The 19,836-nt window shown below is 40.8% G+C and carries 14 protein-coding genes; 11 read left to right on the top strand and 3 right to left on the bottom strand.

Annotated features, from left to right (window positions below; translation table 11 throughout):
- The first annotated feature begins 47 nt into the window (after window positions 1–47).
- A complete protein-coding gene (locus RG47T_RS08395; protein ID WP_074489000.1) occupies window positions 48–1,505 on the top strand; it encodes a sensor histidine kinase in 1,458 nt (485 codons plus the stop codon).
- Window positions 1,502–2,188 (top strand): response regulator transcription factor, encoded by a 687-nt coding sequence (locus tag RG47T_RS08390; protein WP_074488999.1) that lies wholly within the window; start codon window positions 1,502–1,504, stop codon window positions 2,186–2,188. The genes RG47T_RS08395 and RG47T_RS08390 overlap by 4 nt, the downstream gene beginning before the upstream one ends.
- 186 nt (window positions 2,189–2,374) lie before the next feature.
- On the opposite strand, the gene RG47T_RS08385 is transcribed toward RG47T_RS08390, so the two are convergent.
- Window positions 2,375–3,082: an MBL fold metallo-hydrolase gene (locus tag RG47T_RS08385; RefSeq protein WP_074488998.1), complete on the bottom strand. Its 708-nt coding sequence runs from the start codon at window positions 3,080–3,082 to the stop codon at window positions 2,375–2,377.
- A gap of 376 nt (window positions 3,083–3,458) precedes the next feature.
- Between RG47T_RS08385 and RG47T_RS08380 the strand changes: the two genes are divergently transcribed.
- From RG47T_RS08380 to RG47T_RS08345, 8 genes are all read left to right on the top strand, one after another.
- Complete coding sequence (locus tag RG47T_RS08380) at window positions 3,459–4,706, top strand: YdcF family protein (protein WP_074488997.1); 1,248 nt, start codon at window positions 3,459–3,461, stop codon at window positions 4,704–4,706.
- A gap of 9 nt (window positions 4,707–4,715) precedes the next feature.
- Complete coding sequence (locus tag RG47T_RS08375; RefSeq protein ID WP_074488996.1) at window positions 4,716–5,591, top strand: hypothetical protein; 876 nt, start codon at window positions 4,716–4,718, stop codon at window positions 5,589–5,591.
- Between the two features lie 258 nt (window positions 5,592–5,849).
- The gene (locus tag RG47T_RS08370) at window positions 5,850–6,494 is read left to right on the top strand and encodes an RNA polymerase sigma factor (protein ID WP_074488995.1); all 645 of its coding nucleotides are present in this window, start codon (window positions 5,850–5,852) and stop codon (window positions 6,492–6,494) included.
- Between the two features lie 67 nt (window positions 6,495–6,561).
- Window positions 6,562–7,536 carry a FecR family protein gene (locus RG47T_RS08365; protein ID WP_074488994.1) on the top strand — a complete coding sequence of 325 codons (975 nt, stop codon included), beginning with the start codon at window positions 6,562–6,564 and terminating at the stop codon, window positions 7,534–7,536.
- 114 nt (window positions 7,537–7,650) lie between these two features.
- Window positions 7,651–11,262, top strand: a complete 3,612-nt coding sequence (locus RG47T_RS08360) for a SusC/RagA family TonB-linked outer membrane protein (protein WP_074488993.1) — start codon at window positions 7,651–7,653, stop codon at window positions 11,260–11,262.
- A 22-nt stretch (window positions 11,263–11,284) separates the two neighbouring features.
- Window positions 11,285–12,820, top strand: a complete 1,536-nt coding sequence (locus RG47T_RS08355; RefSeq protein ID WP_074488992.1) for a RagB/SusD family nutrient uptake outer membrane protein — start codon at window positions 11,285–11,287, stop codon at window positions 12,818–12,820.
- Between the two features lie 80 nt (window positions 12,821–12,900).
- On the top strand, window positions 12,901–13,764 hold the full coding sequence (locus RG47T_RS08350) for a glycerophosphodiester phosphodiesterase family protein (RefSeq protein WP_074488991.1): 864 nt from the start codon (window positions 12,901–12,903) through the stop codon (window positions 13,762–13,764).
- 29 nt (window positions 13,765–13,793) lie between these two features.
- A complete protein-coding gene (locus RG47T_RS08345; protein WP_074488990.1) occupies window positions 13,794–15,866 on the top strand; it encodes a glycoside hydrolase domain-containing protein in 2,073 nt (690 codons plus the stop codon).
- 26 nt (window positions 15,867–15,892) lie between these two features.
- On the opposite strand, the gene RG47T_RS08340 is transcribed toward RG47T_RS08345, so the two are convergent.
- Window positions 15,893–16,486, bottom strand: a complete 594-nt coding sequence (locus tag RG47T_RS08340; protein WP_074488989.1) for a YdeI/OmpD-associated family protein — start codon at window positions 16,484–16,486, stop codon at window positions 15,893–15,895.
- Between the two features lie 367 nt (window positions 16,487–16,853).
- Here RG47T_RS08340 and RG47T_RS08335 point away from each other — a divergent pair, with 367 nt between their 5' ends.
- Entirely contained in the window at window positions 16,854–19,112 is a 2,259-nt protein-coding gene (locus tag RG47T_RS08335; protein WP_083627342.1) for a GH92 family glycosyl hydrolase, read from the top strand.
- Between the two features lie 368 nt (window positions 19,113–19,480).
- Here the strand turns inward: RG47T_RS08335 and RG47T_RS08330 are convergent, their stop codons facing one another.
- Window positions 19,481–19,759 carry a transcriptional repressor gene (locus tag RG47T_RS08330; RefSeq protein ID WP_074488988.1) on the bottom strand — a complete coding sequence of 93 codons (279 nt, stop codon included), beginning with the start codon at window positions 19,757–19,759 and terminating at the stop codon, window positions 19,481–19,483.
- Window positions 19,760–19,836: the final 77 nt, after the last annotated feature.

Below are 19,836 nucleotides of genomic sequence, written 5' to 3'. Positions count from 1 at the left end.
GCACCTGCTTGTCGTAGTGCTTCACTAATTATCAGCAACTTCGTGTTATGAAATGGCTTTCAAACCGGTATGCCTACCCGCTGGTAATCCTTGCAATTACGGTAAGCTTTGTTTTACAACTAGCCTGGCTTAGCCAGCTTTTTAGTGCGCAGCGCAAGCAAATAAAGATAGACCTGGAGCAAGTGGTGATAGATGCAGCTAAAATGAGTACTTACCTTAGTGCAAAGCCCGTGCATGGGGGTAACGAAAACTTCCGGAAATTTTTTCTTTCGTCAGATTGGCTGCAATTTAGCCAGGCCTATCATAATATGCGGTTTCACCAGGTGGGCAGTCGTTTTAGCTTCAATATTGTAGGCGACAGTACCATTTTCGATATCAGCTTACGCTTTGTTAACGGCAAACCCAATTATAAAAAGCATAGAAGTATGATGAGGTTTGACGATGGAGATACACAGGAACACGAACTTGTGATGGATAAAACGGATCTCAAACGTATGGACAGCCTCGTTCATCAACAACTTAAACAGGAGGGCATAGCTGTTTCAACAAATAGGGTTGTTTACAATTATGACAGTGACACGCCATCAGGCAGTTTATCGAAAGCCCAAATCAGTAATGCAGCATTCAGCAGCCAACAGTATACTTATAATCTTACATTTTTTCACACTTATCAGTTAATTGTGCCTACTATAAGCTGGGCTGTATTATATCGCATGCGTTATTATGTATTATCCTCTTGCTTTATGCTGTTACTTACCGGTGCTGTATTTTTCTTTATCCTGCGATTGATGCATAATCAGCGGCTTTATGCACAGGCCCGTGTATCTTTTACCAGCAACATGACGCACGAGTTGAAGACACCTGTGGCAACGGTATCCCTAGCATTAGAATCTATTATGGAGTACCATTTAGAGAATGACCCGCAAACCATGCGCAATTATCTCGAAATCAGCCGAAGCGAGTTAAACCGATTGAATTTAATGATTGAAAAAGTGCTAAACCTCGAACAGTTAGATAGCGCGCAAACACATCTTCGTACCGAGTTATTTGATGTGCAGCAAGGCCTGCAACAAGTTATTGCCTCTATGCGATTACAAATTGAGCATAACAGCGCAGTACTTGAATGGCAGCCAATGGATAAGCCCTGCTTTGTAAGCGGCGACCCGGTACACCTAACTAATGTATTTTATAACCTGATTGAAAATGCTTTAAAACATGGTGGTAAAGGTGTTAAGCTGCAGATTAGCTGTACTTGTAGTGCTCACGAAGTTATAATCAGTTTTAAAGATAACGGACCTGGTATTGCAGGTATTTATCATGCAAGGGTATACGAACGCTTTTTTAGGGTGCCGGCTGGCACTACAGATATACATAATGTAAAAGGTACCGGCCTGGGTTTAAATTATGTAAAACAGATGGTAGAAAAACATGGCGGCCATATCAAATTAACTAGCGAACCCGGCAAAGGCAGCATTTTTATTGTCCATTTACCGCTGGCATCATGAGTTACAAGATTTTATATGCCGAAGACGAACCGTTTTTGGCACAGATAGTAAGCGACAATCTTAAAAGTAAAGGTTATGAGGTACTGCAAGCTGCTGATGGGCAAACAGCACTTGAAATATTCAAGGAAGCAAAGCCGGATATTTGTTTACTGGATATTATGATGCCGCTTAAAGACGGCTACACAGTGGCAGAAGATATCCGGAAAATAAATGCAGGTACCCCTATTATTTTCTTAAGCGCAAAATCACTTGGCGAGGATGTGGTTAAAGGCTTTAAAAGTGGTGGTAATGATTATCTTAAGAAACCATTCAGCATGGTTGAACTAATTGTTCGTATTGATGCCCTGCTCGCCCGCTTTACAGGTGTACAGCAAACCGGCAATAGCCAAACCTTGTACCAGTTTGGTAATTGTAAATTAGATACGGTTAACCAGCAGTTGCAAACCTCTGCCGGTAATTATGATCTGTCATATAAAGAGGCATCACTGCTGGAAATGCTGATACTGCACAAAAATGCTGTGTTAGAACGCCAGGAAGCATTAATGAAAATATGGGGCGATGACAGCTATTATAATGCCAACAGCATGAATGTTTTTATGGCCCACCTGCGTAAAATGCTAAAGGATGAACCCCATGTACAAATTATGGGCATCCGCGGCGTTGGTTACAAATTAATCTGTTAGCACTGTATTCATAAATAAAAGCAGCTTAACGTTTTAAAAATTTAGTTACGCAGATATTTGTAAGCGTTGCGAACAAGGTAGGCCCCGTACACTCAGCAACAATAAATACAAGCTTAATACCGAATGTATACAGTACGATAAGATAATTTTTCATGATTTAATTTACTTCCGGGGTAAGAATTTAATTTAGATCAATGAATAATTATAATAATTGATTGCCTGTTTTATAATGCTGCTGGCATACTTCAATATGGGTTGGCCGTGCCCAAAAACAACTTTACTGAAATCCAGCCGGGCAACCTTTAAAATACTGTGGATGCCCTCTTCCCTATTTTCATTAATAACACTTAAGTCCAGCCCTAGGGTATTAGACAACAGATCTCCTGCAATAAGCACACCCTGGCGCTCACACCACAAAGAGATATGGCCTTTAGTATGGCCGGGGGTATGAATAACACGTGTACCACCAAGTATAGGCAATAGGTCGTTATCATTTAACTGTTCATCTACATCAACAGGTTCAATATCAATTCCGTTATTTTTAATTATTAACTGATAGATTAACCAGTTTTTTAATCCTGCCGTTAAGTTCATCTCATTACGAAGCCCTATACCATATTTCATGATCTGTGCATCGTGGTAATGCGCCAGAACAGGCACCCTTAATTTTCTTTTTAATTCCTCGGCACTTCCTGCATGGTCTGGGTGTGCATGGGTTAATATAATTTGTTTAATGTCATACGGATCCAGCCCATCACGTTGAATGGCGTTGAAAATTTTTCCGGTACTTCCTTTTGGGCCGGTGCCAATCAGGGTTAAACCATCATCATCTATAACAAAAACGTTAACATGGCCCAGGCCTATCTGATAGATATTATCGGTAATTCGTTTCATACGATTATTAATTTTGCTTTAAATGAAAAACTTAATTAAACAGCGTAAAAAATGAATTCATAGATCTTTGTTTCGTTATCAGTAATTACAAACAGCAGCCATATTATCTTTTAAAAGCCGCAAGCTTAAATGCCCGTTTATTATTTGCTGTTACAAAAATGAAAAACATTCATGTTAACAAATGTTAAAATCGACAGGATGGGCCATTTCATCTACTAACAGCATTATTTCCGGGATTGCTTTGAATGGTTTTGAGTAAAAAAGCCTAAAAAGGCTGGCCAAGTATTCAAAAAGATAAAATTTAGCTTAGATTATAACAATCAGTTAACTTCTATTTCAAATTGAAATGATCTCTTTACCAAAACATATTCCTCCGATGATAAAACTCTTATTCCCTGTTCTTTTCGTTTTTTTATGCTGTAGCGTTTACGGACAAACTCCGGCCAATCAACATTTATTAATAACATCTGGCAACTGGGTGCAGGATAAAAATTATTACCTGCTAACGCTTCTTGAGCAAGATAAAGCAGCTAATGACCTACTCAAGAACGATACTGAACTGGCCGCAATTACACAGAAAAAGTTAAGTGACCTGCAGGCCTCAATTACCGACTGTAAAGATGCATTGTGCTTTACCGGAAAGCTCAAGTTTGCTGACGATGAGATCAAAGCAATTAGCGCTCGGTTAACGGCACTGTATGCACCCGGAAACGCCTTAGATAAATTAGTTAAAACACAATTAATACCATCTGGCACCTACATTTTGTATAAACAAAGTACACCCCAGGCTTTATTGGTAAAAGCATGGGAGCAGGATGCTGCCGGTATAAATTACACCATTGGTGTATATGCCGAAGGTAATAAACCGCACTACCCCATGGTTGATTCTATTAGTTACAATGTTAATGCAAATAGATATGCCACATTAATGTACGATTGTTCTGTTACGCTAATGGGTGATGTTGGCAAAACCCGTTTATTTTTTGAACCCAGTTTACAGGCGGCCTTGTTGTACCTCCAGATAAATGAGCGAAATGACCCGGCAAACTACGAGCCAATGGTATCAACCATTAATAAACCCGCGGTTGAGCGGATCAAGACTATTAAATGGGCCAATTACCCCTACTCCAATATATTGGTGCCGGGCGCAGGGCCCGATAACTTAACGTCGGCATTAAGTGCCGAAGGTATGTTACGCTGCCGGCTAGCGGCGCAACAGTTTCGCTTGGGGCAGGCTCCGTTTATTATGGTTTCTGGCGGAAGTGTACATCCTTATAAAACAAAATTTAATGAGGCTGAAGAAATGAAGCGATACCTTACAGCGGCATTGCATATACCCGAAAGTGTTATCATTATGGAGCCGCATGCCCGCCATACCACTACCAATATGCGTAATTGTGTACGTGAGATTATAAGGTATGGCATACCTGTTAACAAGCCCGGTATTGTAGTAACTGATAAATCACAAACCGATGCCATATTATTAATGGCCCCAAGATGTGAGAAAGAGCTGGGCTATGTACCTTATAAATTAGGCAAGCATATTTCTGATACCGAAGTGGAATATTACCCCGTTTTTGAAGCACTACAAATTAACCCTACAGAACCACTTGATCCACGTTAATTGCTATCCATGAAAATATTTACCATATCGGCGCTTGTCGCTTTAAGCCTTTGCGCTTTTGTACAAAGCAACACGATTGATCAACAGTTAAAAAAAACGATAACCATTGATTCATTAGGTGCATGCCAGGGAATCTCTTACCAGAATGGCCGCATCTTTTTATATGGCGACCGCGAAGTAGGTATGATCCGTGAATATAAAATGGAGAACGATAGTTTGGTTTATCAACACAAAGAATATAAACTGACTAAAAATGGTGAGGATGTAATTAATCACCCGACCGGTATTGCTTATAATGGCACCGGGCCTGCGTTTATTGGCAATTCAATTAGGCTAAACCCCGAAGGAACAAAATGGAAAGCCGTTATTTATTGCGTAGACTGGAAAGGCCTGCAACGTACCGGCACTCTTGATGGTAACTTGATTAATACTGTAGATGATGATGCTTGCATACAAGGTACCCGCCCCGAGTATGTAAAGTACGAAAGCAAATGGTATGTAGCCACTGCCGATTACGGCGACCATGGTAATGAAGTACGTTTGTATGATCCCGAAGCTTTAAAGAAAGCCGCAAAGACAAGTGATAAGGGTGTGCTGTACAAAAAATTTATTTGCACACCCTGGGTACAAAACCTGCATTGGGTAGCAAATAAAGGCATTTTGGTATTGATACAAAATAAGACTGAAGGCCACCAATGGCGGTTTACTTATGTAGACCTAAAAAAATCGATTGAAACCGGCAAGCAGGTTGTGATAAGCCAGGTAGATCAGATAGACCGGGGCGATGAACTCGAGGGATTCTCTTTTATAGGGAATGATTTGAAAGGAATAGCAGTAACATCATCCAGAAAAAACAACGTTAATTTTATCACAACACGCTGGTAGATGTGTAACCCTATTTAACTGATAGATTTTAGCCCTGGCATTTTGCCTGGGCTTTTTATTTTAAATTAATATAAACTTAACATATAAATAGCCCTCGGTTAAGATAGTCCGCTTAGTTTTGTTGTCAGAATGATAATACTGGCGCCCCTTAGTTATTATTTCTGCGATGCTAAACCGATTTATTTTAATATTCTCTAATTAGTTATCATATTACTGATGGCTGCTAATAGTAGCCAATTTTTGCAATGTCTATTGATTATGGTGAAGAGCAGCGTGAACGAAGTATCAGCAGAACAAGTAGTACTGGCAAAATGCAGTAATGGCGATGCCGACGCATTCAGGGAAATTTACCAGCAGTACAAACGCTACGTATTTAATATTGTTAACGCCAGGCTTGCCGATACAGACGAAGCCTTAGACATAACACAGGATATTTTTATAAACCTCTGGACCTCCCGCGAGCAGTTAGCCAACATACGCGAGTTTAAAACTTATTTATTTGTTTTTAGTCGTAATCAGGTAATTACAGCTTATCGCAAAAAAAACATCCGTTTAAAGGGTGAAAGCTATTTAATTGAGAAACTGGACGAGCAGTTAGAGCCATCTGCCGAAGATCATCGCTTCGCCCGCGAACTCACTTTTCATATTGATAACACAGTAAGCCAGTTCCCAGAAACCATGCGTTACTGTTACCAGCTCAGTAAAAACGAGGGGAAGAAAAATACAGAGATTGCTGAGATCCTGAACATCTCAGAAAAAACGGTACGCAATAATGTGTCAGAAGCGCTGAAACGTTTAAGGTTAAACCTGCGCGGCAGCTACTCCGAGCTATTAACCACTGCCCTGGTATTAATTAATGAGCAATTGTTCGAATTCGCACAAAATATAGTGCACAAAAACTAAATGTATTGTTAACATTATCTTAAAGGACAATCGGCCTTTTGCTGCGAGCTAATAGAAAGCACTATTAGTGGATAGCAGGATACAAGAATTATTTAAGCGGTATCAGTCGGGCACCGCAACCCAAGCCGAACGTAAACTGGTCGAAGATTGGTTTGCCAAGTTTAATCAAGCCCCCCAATACCAGTTGAACCCACAACAAGAGGCCGAGTTATTTGGCCCTGTTGACCGTAATATTAACTTTTTACTGGCTACTCAAAGTCGCAGGCGTTTAATTGATAACCGCTGGTTTCAAGCGGCGGCGATATTATTGGTTAGCCTTACCGCTGGCCTGGTCCCTTTCCTCCTTCCTAAGCGTAACAATCGCGAAGTTGTTACCTACAGCTATTTTAAAACGCCTAATGGTACCCGAAAATCATTTGTGCTGCCTGATGGAAGTACGATTGTTTTAAACTCTGGCTCGATTATCAGAGTACCTTCCAACTTCGGGCATCAGTCACGAGAGATTGACTTAACCGGCGAGGCTTTTTTTGAAATAAAGCATAATGCCGAAAAGCCTTTCACCATTCACTCTGGCAAATTACTCATCACTGATTTGGGCACAGCCTTTAATGTAAAAGCTTACCCGGAAGATGGTAAAGTACAAGTAGCTGTAGAAAGCGGCGAAGTTAAGGTGGAGAAAAACATCCCGAATGGCCAACCTGTATTGTTTGCGGGATCTGTAACAGGGAATCACCAGTTTACTTATGATAAGCTGAGCGATCACTACAGCGTAAACGACATCCAACACGGCGATATGTTAGGCTGGCGGCAAAACAAACTTCGTTTCGATAACGCCACATTTAACGATATAGCCCGCACTTTAGAGCGTTGGTATAATGTAAAGATCAACTTAAAGGGAACCAATAATCATTGCCGGTTATATACGGTAGGCTTTGACAATGAGCCTATTGATAAAGTACTGAATGTATTGGGTAATCTATCTGGAGCAAACTATCAAATTCACAATAAAACCGTAACGCTTAATCTTCCAAAATGCAAATGAAATAGCCTCTCTAAAACAAGTACAGGGAGTGTACCACCACTCCCTGTATTGTAACCAGGCGCTATAGTAGTGCCTGTAATTTATACGATCCTACAATCATTAAATTAATCAAAAATGCAAAATTTTTATCGCATCAGAATTTCTACTTGCTTAAAAAAATACTTAGTACCCTATATTATGCGCCCATTGGTTATTGTAGCAATACTATTGCACGTTTTTATATCGGCTTCGGCGGCCAGCGGCCAAACTATCCAGAACGTTTACCTTACGTTTAATGCCGACAACCTTAACACACGTGAAGTAATTAAGCTCATCGAACAAAAAACAGATTTTGTTATTGCTTACGATAACGTGCTTGATGTTAACAAAAAGGTATCGCTACATGTTAGCAATGAAAGTGTGAGCCAGGTTCTTAAAAAATTATTAAAGGATTACAAAGGCACCATCAGCCAGGTTGATAATCGCCACATTGTAATTAAGGTTGATAAAATCCCTGCTACCACAACGCCTACATTAAAAGCAGGCCAAACGCAAATTAAAGTGGTTGGTACCGTTACAGACGAAAACAACCAGCCATTGCCCGGCGTAACCGTAAGGCTTAAAGGTTCGGCGCAGGGTACCACTACCAATATTGATGGTAAGTATGCCTTAACTGCTGAAACTGGATCTACATTGGTTTTCTCATTTATTGGCTACTTGTCTACAGAAGTGTCTGTAGGTACATCAAATGTAATTGATCTAAGAATGAAAACGCAGGCCAATATGCTTAACGAGGTGGTAGCTATAGGTTATCAGTCTGTTCGTAAAAGCGATATTACCGGTGCAATATCCAGCGTTAAAGCAAGCGAACTTAACTTATCGGCACCAACACTTGGCCAGGCCCTTGTTGGTAAGGTGGCCGGTGTGCAAATATCACAAACTGATGGTGCACCGTACCAAAGTACCAAGATCCGGGTGCGGGGTATTGGCTCTTTCAATGCAAGTTCAGATCCGCTCTATGTAATTGATGGCTATCCAGCAGGTAACGATGTTTTTATCAACCCTAATGATATTGAAACCATCGACATTTTAAAAGATGCCGCTTCGGCTGCTATTTATGGTTCAAGGGCGTCGGGTGGAGTGGTTATTATCACTACCAAAAAAGGGAAAGAAGGTAAAGGAAAATTTGAATATGATGTGCAAACCGGCATTAACCAGCTCGCCAAAAAAGTAAAGCTGCTTAATTCAGATCAGGCTGCCCAATTGGTAATTGACGGCCGTAATAATACCTATCACGATTTGTGGGTTAACACCGGCCACACCTGGAATGATGCCATGTACTCCGACCCCAATGCCACCCGTATTGCCAATGTTGGTAATGCAGGCAGTGTGAGTATACCAGACGGTTTGTACAACTACACAACCCAATCGTTAATTCATCAAACAGTAAATACAGACTGGCAGGACGAATTGTACCACAATGCCTTTTACCAAAAGCATAACCTTTCATTCTCGGGCGCATCAAACGGTATCCGTTATTTTGTAAGCGGTGCATACCAAAACCAGGATGGTATTATCCATACCACAGGCCAGGAACGTTATAACTTCCGTACTAATGTTGATGGCGACGTGAGTAAAAAACTACATGTTGGCGCTAACATATCTTACACACAAAATTACAATAAAGAGGTACAGGAAGGCCGTTTTGACCACAGCCCTATTTTAGGGGCGTTGATCTATATGCCTTACCTGCCGGCTTATAACGCCGATGGTACTTTGGCAACTAATGCCGAAGCGTCACAATCTAGTGCTTACGGTTACCAATCTATCGAAAACCCGGTAGCACTGGCAGAGCGTACCAAAATTACCCGTAAAGGTTACCGCGGTACTTACAATGCCAATGCAACTTATACCATACTACCCGGCTTTAGCGCTAAGGTTAATTTAGGCACCCAAACCTATAACGAAAAGTATAATTACTATCTACCTACAACATTAAGCAGTGGTGCGTTTGCACCAGGGTCTACGCAGTCTATTGCGGCAGCAACAGCGGCGGCACAAACAACATCGCAGCTAGACCAGCTGGGCGAATTCACCTTAAATTATAATAAGCAATTTGGTAAACATCATTTTGATGCCTTGGCAGGTTATTCGGCACAAAAAAACAGCAGCGATATCCTGAGCGTTTATGCCCGTGGATTTCAAAACGATGCCATCCCGGAAATTACTGGTAAGGGAGCCGATCCAAGCAATTTCACCCTGGTTACAACAAGTAATCCACAAACCGGCCTGGGGCTTGCGCCAACGGCCAAGTCTGTTTACACCCTGCTATCTTATTTAGGCCGTGTTAATTATAACTACGATAGCAAATACTTTTTAACAGGCTCTTTCCGTGCTGATGGTTCTTCGCGTTTTGGTCCGCTTAACAAGTATGGTTATTTCCCATCAGTAGCCGCCGGATGGGCACTATCTCAGGAGCCATTTTATCACAACTTTCTGGGCGATCAATCTACCGTTAAAATACGCGCCAGCTGGGGATTGAGCGGTAACTTTAATATTGGTAATTACAACACACAGCAAACATTAGCCAGCCCTACCGGTGTAGTATTTGGCAGCAGCAGTGCCATTTCAAATGCCACTTATCCGGGTGGTATAAAGGATGCTAAACTAAGCTGGGAGTCAACATCACAATATAATTTTGGTACAGATATCAGCTTATTAAAAGGCCGCTTATCTATCATTGCCAATTACTATTTAAGTTACTCTTACAATTTGTTATATAATCAGCCAATTTCTGCTATATCGGGCACCACAACTATTCTTACAAATCTTAAAGATTCTAAGATCAGGAACAGCGGTTTTGATTTACAACTGGATGGCCGTATTATAAATCAAAAAGATTTCACCTTTAACGCCAGCGGTAACATCTCCTTAAACCGTAATAAGGTGGTTAAGTTGCCAAGTAATAACACCATTATTATCAACGGTGCCGAGCGCTCTTACCTTACCAATATTACAGAACAGGGCCAACCTGTTGGTATGTTCTACGGCTTTAAGGTAGCCGGTATGGTTACACCGGAGAATATCAGCAAAGTTGCCCCTTCTGCATCGTCGACCAATCCCGTTAAACCGGGCGATCTGTACTTTGTAGATACCAATGGCGATGGTAAAGTAACCGATGCTGATAAAACAGTTATTGGTTCGCCCTATGCCAACTTTACGTATGGTTTTGCATTAAATACAACTTACAAACACTTTGATTTAGGTGCAGGTTTTACCGGTTCGCAAGGCAATAAAATACTTGACGGACAAGATTACTACCTGTACAACATGGAGGGCTCAGGCAACCAGTATGCCGATGTGGCCGACCGTTACCGTAATGCAGCACAGCCGGGGAATGGTACTGTTTACCGTGCATCACGCGGTGGTACGCAAAGTAACAGCACACGTTTATCAACCTTCTATTTACAAGACGGATCATTTTTACGCTGTACAAATATCACGTTAGGCTACAGTATACCAAACACCATGAAAACAAAACTGGGTATCAGCAATGCGCGCATATTTGCCAGTGTTGTAAACCCTTTCACCATTACCAAATACAAAGGTTACAATCCCGAAGTTGATTATAATTATTCGAGCGGCGGCTCTAACAGTACACAGCCGGCAAACCTTGCACCGGGTATAGATTATGGTGTTTACCCGCTTGTGAGATCATACAACCTGGGCATTAACCTTACTTTTTAATATTTTTTTAACGAGAATAGAGATGAAAAAGAAATTATCAGCTATTATATGCCTTGCTGCATTTGTAGTAGTAAGTTCAGCATGCAAAAAGAGTTTTTTAGAGCAAAGCGACCCTAACGCCGTTGGTGTAGCTGCCAGTTACCAATCGCCCAATGATGTTTTATTGGCTGTTAACGGGATCTATCAATCGTTGCGCAGCGGCAATAATATTGGCGAAACCAGCGACCTTTGGACCGACCAGCGATCTGACGATACAGGTACAAATGATAACCAGAGTAATGCCGGCGAACCTTTCCAGTTCAACAACTTTTCGCTGATAGCAAGTAATACTTATTTAAAAGCGCATTGGGTATCGCTATATGGTACCATCGCCAGGGCCAATACAGTTTTATCTAACATTGATAAGGTTGCATTTCCTGATGCAAGCGTAAAGGCCCAATACACTGCCGAAGCTAAGTTTTTACGCGCGCTGATGTACTTTGACTTAGTACGTTTGTGGGGCGATGTGCCCTTGGTAACCAAACAATTGGGATCTACCGAGATTACGGCAAATACCTTCCGCGAAAAACAGGCAACTGTATACGCCCAGATTGTTGCCGATTTAACCGACGTAATTAATAACAGCCCATTACCTAATCTGCAAAGCGGTGGTAACATTGGCCGGGCATCAAAGGCGGCGGCAAATGCATTTCTGGGTCAGGTTTATCTTACCATGGCAACTACGCAAGACCAGGCTAACCGAACTGTTAACCTGACGAACGCCAAGACTTACTTAATGAATGCTTACAACATGCGCACATTCGGCGCATTAAGCAGCATCCCTTATACTGATGTATTTGATGTGAATAAAAAGTCAACCTGCCCCGAACTGATGTTTCAGATAGTGAATAAACAGGGTGATATTAACTACAGTTCGGCAATTGCAGCTAATAACCAGGCAAAGGGCGAAACCATTAATTCACTAAAAGCATCATCGGGCGTTGGCGGTAACGTTACGCACGATTTGATCAATGATTATGAAGCTAATGATCCACGGATGACCTTCTCTGTTAAATATGCGAACGACCCGATTGTAAAAGATTGGTTCATCACCAAATATAGGGATGCCAGCTCTGCAGCAACTAACTTAGGTTACGGAGGTAACGACTGGATATTAATGAGATATGCCAACGTAATATTGATGCTGGCAGAAGTAAACATGTATATAGGTGACAATGCTACTGCGATACAATACCTTGATATGGTACGCGCAAGAGCCGGTATGCCAACTTATGCGGTATCAATTACCAACAGCGCCTACACTGCCAAATATCCAACGCTTAAACTAGCTATTTTACACGAGCGCCGTGTTGAACTGGCATTTGAGCATCACCGCTGGTTTGATTTGTTGAGGACTTTCACTACTGATGAATTGGTGGCCTACTTTAAAAGCAAACCACAGGCAGATTTCGGTTTGGCATTGGTATCTAACTTTACAACAAAAGACCGCTACTACCCTATTCCATTCGACGAGTATAAACTCGACCCGGTTAAGATGTATCAAAACCCGGGTTATTAATAACTAATTAGTCAGTAAAGGGAGGTACCAATGGCCTCCCTTTACTTATTTTACAATATTTGCCATTCAAAATAATTTCAATGAAAATCAGATACTACCTGCTACTTGCTGCAACTGTAATACAATTTGGTTCTGCTACCGCTCAAAACAAAATATTGGTAACCGCGCATCGCGGCGATTGGCGTAATGCCCCCGAAAACTCCCTGCGGGCATTTGAATATGCCGCTGCAATGGGCGTTGATATTGTAGAGCTCGATTTGAAAAAAACAAAAGATGGTGCCATTGTAATTATGCACGATGGAACCATTAACCGTACCACAAATGGTAAGGGCGTACCCGCAGATTACACATTAGAGGAAATCAAAAACTTCCGCTTAAAAAATGGACTGGGCCGGGTAACTAATAACCCAATCCCGACATTAAAGGAAGTAATGCAGGCCCTCAAAGGCAGTAACGTAAAGGTTAACCTGGATAAAAGTTACGACGTTTACAATGAGGCCTACGCCATTTTAAAAGAAACAGGCACCTTACAGCAGGCCATTTTTAAATCTGAAATGCCTTATGATTCTGTACAGCACAGGTATCCGCAACTTATCGGTAAGATCATCTACATGCCAGTAGTGAACCTGGATAAACCAGACGCCAGAAAGGTAATTACTGACTACCTGAAAAACATGAAGCCTTACGCTTTTGAGTTGATTTTCACAAAAGACACTTCGGCTATTTTAGCTGATAATAAATTTATTACCCAAACAGGTTCAAAAGTTTGGATCAACTCATTATGGGCATCTCTTAACGGAGGCCATGATGATGATACTGCTGTTGAAGATGACAACAAAAAAGACAGCTGGGATTGGATCATCAACCACGGCGCTAACATTATTCAAACAGACAGGCCAAAGCTTTTATTAGAATATCTAAGAAAAAAACAACTGCACAATTAACATCCTATTTTCCCTGTTATTTTTCTTACATGAAATTTTTGTTCTTTGTTTCAATTGCATTTGCCTGCCTGTCTGCACATTCTCAGCCTAAAAAAGCCGCCGCACAGCAACCGGCAGATCTGGTTAATGTGTTCTTAGGCTCATCCGGCGATCATGGCCAGATGTCGCCTGCTGCATCTTATCCGTTCAGCATGATGAGTATTGGCCCTCAAACTTATCCTAACCTCCATATGGGTTATGAGCATAAAGCCAAAACCTTCCTGGGTTTTACCCATAACCGTGTAGAAGGTGTTGGCTGCCAGGGCAGTGGCGGCAATATATTAATTACCCCGTTTTTAGGCGATACGGCTAAAGTTGCTTTAACCAAAGCCAAAGAAAACGCCGGAGCCGGTTATTACCAGGTTTCGTTTAGTAATCATATTGCTGCCAAAATAGCTGTATATAAAAATCAGGGCGTAGAAAATTATAGCTTCCCGCAAGGTCAAAAGGGCTTTATGATAGATTTAAGCCACACTCTGGCCAATAAGTTTGTAGCAGAAGAACATAAATTGCAAGCCAATGGCTTAACAGGTTGGGTAGATTCGCGCACTACCTGTAACGTAGGTACTTACCGGGTATATTATGCCATTAGGTTTAATCAGCAGGTAAAATTCACGAATGGAGAAGAACATAAACTGGTAGCCGGTATTAATAACCAGGCTCAGCAGGTAAAGTTAAATATTGCCTTTTCATCAGTTGATGTTAACCACGCTGAAGCTGCGCTTACTACCGGAAATTTTGAGCAATTAAAAGCTCAAAGCCGCCAGGGATGGAACGAGGTGTTAAGCCGTATAAAAGTAACAGGTAACCCAGCCAGGGAGCAACTCTTTTACTCTTTACTGTATCGTACGGTACAATCGCCTTACTTAGTTTCTGAACCTGATGGCAGTTACCGTGCAACCGATGGCAGCTTACAACACACCACAGACAGCATTTACAATGGCTGGGCTATATGGGATAATTACCGTACTCAATTGCCTTTATTATCCATACTCTATCCGGATAAATATCAATCTATTACCACCTCCGTAGCTAACTTATATGAGTTTGGCAAAAAGGATTATGCCACCCAGCACGAACCCTCAAACACGGTGCGTACCGAACACGCAATTGTGATTTTGCTCGATGCTTACCGAAAAGGCTACAAAGTTGATTTTAATAAGATAAGCGATTCATTAACAGCAGATGTTAACCGTCTCGATTTCTCGCACCCCGATAAAGCGCTGGAATCCAGTTATGATACCTGGGCTCTCTCGCAAATACTGGGGCTAATGGGTAAAACTGAGTTAAGCAATCAATACAAACAAAAAGCACTGGGCTATAAAGAATACTGGAATAAGGATTTTAAAGATATTACCAAGCCCGATGTAGACCGCATACCCGCACGCGGATTGTACCAGGGCACCGTTTGGCAATACCGCTGGTTTGTACCTTTCGATATTAAGGGGCTGACAGTATTAACCGGCGGGCCGCAAGCTTACATCAATCAGCTCGACCAGTTTTTTGATAATGATTATTACAACCATGCCAATGAGCCAGATATACAGGTGCCGTTGATGTATAATGCATCATTACAACCTTATAAATCGCAGGCACTAATGCACAAATATGCTGTGGATACCGTGGTTCAGTACTATTTTAATGATAATAGTCGGGGCATTGATCCGTTTGTAGACGTAATTTACCAGAACAAACCCGATACTTACGTACGCACCATGGATGACGATGCCGGGGCTATGTCCGCCTGGTTTGTATTTGCGGCCTGTGGTTTTTCACCGGCTTGTGTGGGCTGGCCTGTTTACTACCTTAACGCACCACTATTTAACCATGTGCAGTTTAAATGGCCTAATGGTAAGAGCTTTAATATTGATGTGCTAAACTATGACGAACATAATAAATACATTAAATCTGTAATATTAAATGGTAAAAAGCTGAACAGAAACTGGCTTACTCATCAGGAAATTTTGCAGGGTGGTTCGTTAATTATTACCGTATCTGCACAGCCTGATAAACAGTTTGGCACAACCAACCAGTGGGTATCGGATATCAATGCTAAAGAGTAAAATACTGTAGGAAACAAGTAAATTGGCTAATCATTTAAACCCTTTCCGTTGAGAATTTGCGCAATACATTTTTCAACTCTAGCTTCCCTGGTTTTAGCTTGCTTTGGTGCAGAAAAATAAAGATAGTATGCTCTTTGCCGTCCCGGTGTAAGTGCATCAAAAGCATTTTTCAATTCATGGTTTTCATCTAATTTCTTTTGTAATTCTTCGGCGATCAGGAACTCTGTGTGTTTTTTCAAATCCACCTTTAAACCAGCTTTTTCCACTTCAACAGCTTCGTAAACATAGGCCTTCAAGATAGCTTCCATCTCTACTATTCCTCCAATATTGGTAAATCTAATCTGGCGTGCTGCCTGTACATTCTCGGTTTGTTGAACTAAAATACCATTGGCATCACTTAATAAAGCGCCTTTAAAAAACAATAGCGCACAGTATTCTTTAAATACATGTATTAAAACAATATTGCTTTCCTGAAATGTATAACATGGACACCCCCATTTCAATTCTTCAATCAACATACAATCAAGAATAATCACTCTCAATTTCTCTATTTCTACCTGCCACTTTTGGCCTTTACTAAAATAAAAATCAACTTTTGAATTCGTACTGCTATTTGTCATAGTGTTTTGTATTGTAGAATCAGGCTCTTAATGAGCCGTTAAAACTCTTTATTTAAATATACATTAACCTCAATATTTATTCTAATATGCTATTTAATTAACTCAAAATCTATTATGGCAGGTTCTAATTTACCGGGCTGCCATACTGTGTTTCGTTGCGTATATGCTAACCTTTGCAATGCTAAATTCCCTGTTACATGAGCAACCCGGTTATACCAATATGCTTAAAAGGTGTAATTACCGTTAATGTTACGGATGTATATTACTTTTATTATCTGGCTTTCAATTGGTTATTAATAAAGGTATGCGTTGTTGAATCTGAATAAAATCAATACCTTCAAATCCGTTATTTTTTTAATAAAACACAATGATAAAAAAAGCAATTACAGCAGGTATTGTTGCTATAATGTTAAATGCGACCGCACAGGCACAACCCTCCAAATTAACCAGTTATGTTAATCCGTTTATTGGCTCAAAAGACCACGGACATGTATTTGTAGGGGCAAATGTTCCTTTTGGTGCAGTACAACTTGGCCCCACGCAAATTGGGCGTGGCTGGGATAAATTTAATGGCTGGGACTGGTGTTCTGGCTATAATTATATAAGTGAAGAGATACTGGGGTTTACACATACCCACCTTAGCGGAACCGGAATTGGAGACCTTAATGATGTTATGATTGTTCCGGCTGACGGGCCGTTGCAGCTTTACCCGATGCAGTTTAACAAGCCAAACACAGGGTACGGATCGTTATTTTCTAAAAAATCAGAAATATGCCACCCCGGATATTACCAGGTACATCTGGATAAATATGATGTGGAAGCAAAGCTAACTGCAACCGAGCGGGTCGGCATCCATCAGTATCATTACAATAAAACAGATAATGCACATATTTTCGTCGACCTGGGTTTTGCCATGAATTGGGATAAGCCGGTAAAAACTTTTATTAAAAAAGTTAATGATACCACGTTTACCGGTTATCGATTTTCTACAGGTTGGGCTAAAGACCAAAGGCTTTATTTTGCGATAAGGACATCTCAGCCTATTACAAAAGCAGAATTCTACAGCGATAGCACTTTGCAAAATGCTATACAAGTTGAAGGCCTGCATGCCAAAGCTGCGCTGTATTTCGATGCAGCACATCATCCGGATATTATGCTTAAAGTTGCCATATCTCCGGTTAGCGAAGAGAATGCGCTTGCTAATATGAAAGCGGAAGCACCAAGCGGTAATTTTAACACCTACCATAATAAGGCCGAGCATGCCTGGGAGAAGACTTTGGCCGGTGTAGAAATAGAAACAAATAACAAGGCCGACAGAGAAATTTTTTATACTTCTTTATATCACATGTGCCTAGGCCCCACACTATTTAATGATGCCAATAACGACTACAGGGGCACCAACAAAGAAGTGTACAGAAAAGTTGATTTCAAGAATTATACAACAATGTCTTTATGGGACATCTATCGCGCATGGAGCCCTTTCATGACGATTATGCATCCCGATTTGGTTAAAAACATCGTTAAATCAATGCTGGCAATTTACCAGCAACAGGGCCGCCTACCGGTTTGGCCACTGGTTGGCAGCGAGACAGACTGTATGGTAGGCAATCCGGCAATTATAATTATCGCCGATGCCTTCGGCAAGGGTCTGATTGACCCTAAACAATATGAGGAAATTTATGCCGCGATGAAACATACCGCCATGCGCGATTCAAGCGGGTTGCAGTACCTTAATAAACTCAGTTACATCCCGGCAGCCAGCATGCATGAATCTGTAGCCTGGGCAATGGAGTACGCCATAGCAGATGCCGGTATTGCTAAAATGGCTTTGGCGTTGGGCAAAAAATCGGATGCCGAATATTTTACTAAAAGAAGCCAGTTATATAAACTTTATTACGATAAGCAGACAGGTTTTTTTAATGGCCGCCTTGCCAATGGGCAGTTCCACCGCCCGTTTGATCCGATTTACTCTGCTCCTGAAACCTCAGATTACACAGAAGGAAATGCATGGCAATACCTGTTCCTGGCCCCTCATGATGTACATGGATTGATAGATTTGCTTGGCGGTCAAAAAACATTTAAGAAAAGGCTCGATAGCTTATTTACCATATCTTCTGAACTTCGCGCCGGTACAGCGCCTGATATTGCAGGTTTAATTGGGCAATATGCGCACGGTAACGAGCCTAGTCACCACATTACCTATTTATATAACTACATCGGTGAGCCATGGAAAACAGCTGACCGGGTGCGTGAGGTTATTGATAAATTTTATACAACAAATACAGATGGATTGCCCGGCAATGAGGATGTAGGACAAATGAGTGCATGGTATGCTTTCAGCGCCCTGGGCATGTATGCCGTTAACCCAATGGAGGGAAAATATGTGTTCGGTTCACCATTATTCGATAAAGCCACCCTTCACCTGGAAAATGGGAAAACATTTACAATAACAGCGAAAAATAACAGCAAGAAAAATAAATATATTCAGCAAGTTCAATTAAACGGCAAGCCATATCCTTTTACTTATATCAGGCATAAAGATATCACTTCGGGCGGTAGCCTGGTATTTACCATGGGTTCGGTACCGGGTAAAACTTATGGCATAGCACCTTCTTCCCGTCCATAAAAATTAATCCCGCCCCGATCCTTACGATAAGGGCGGGATTATCTTATTAAGCTAATAACCAATGATTAACGAGTATGGTTATCCCCTGCTTATAGCAGATTTTCAAATAAAATATAATTTTAATTTATGAGAGAATCACCGCACAAATAAACTTATATAAAATTAGTAAATAGTATAAGTACGTTTAGGTTAAAGGCGGCCTAAAACACTTACTTTGGGTAATGAGTATTAACGAAAAATCGCCCAATGGCAATAAAAAGCTGCTCATTAAAAACAGGCAAGCTAAAAACCACTGATTGATTTTTTCATAATTACCTTAGATATAGAAGCCCGATAGAATAATAATATTAAAAGCAGTTTACCTTATTTCATTGCTTCCTCACCAACCGATAAACGTTCTTATTATATTTAAGCGTTTGTTTCTCTACAGTACCGTTCTCGATAAAAGTTTTTAATCTGGAATAAAACGAACTTATACTGATGTTTAATCCATTTTCTTTCAATGCTAACCAAAGTGTTTCTGCATCCCTATATTCCTGGTTATCGTTCATAACAGCAATTATTATTTCATTAATTTTATCATGTCGCTGTTGACTTTTAGTAAGCCGAAGGGAAGCAGATTGAAAAGGCCGTAAATGGCTCAACATCGTTAAATTATTTTTTTATAAATAAATTTTATTAATAATTGATCAACTTATGATTAGCGTAATTTCATTTAATCAAA

The organism is Mucilaginibacter polytrichastri, from assembly GCF_001911425.1.
Taxonomy (GTDB): domain Bacteria; phylum Bacteroidota; class Bacteroidia; order Sphingobacteriales; family Sphingobacteriaceae; genus Mucilaginibacter; species Mucilaginibacter polytrichastri.
Note: the sequence above shows the minus strand (reverse complement) of the source record. Positions and strands in the feature narration are given on the sequence as shown.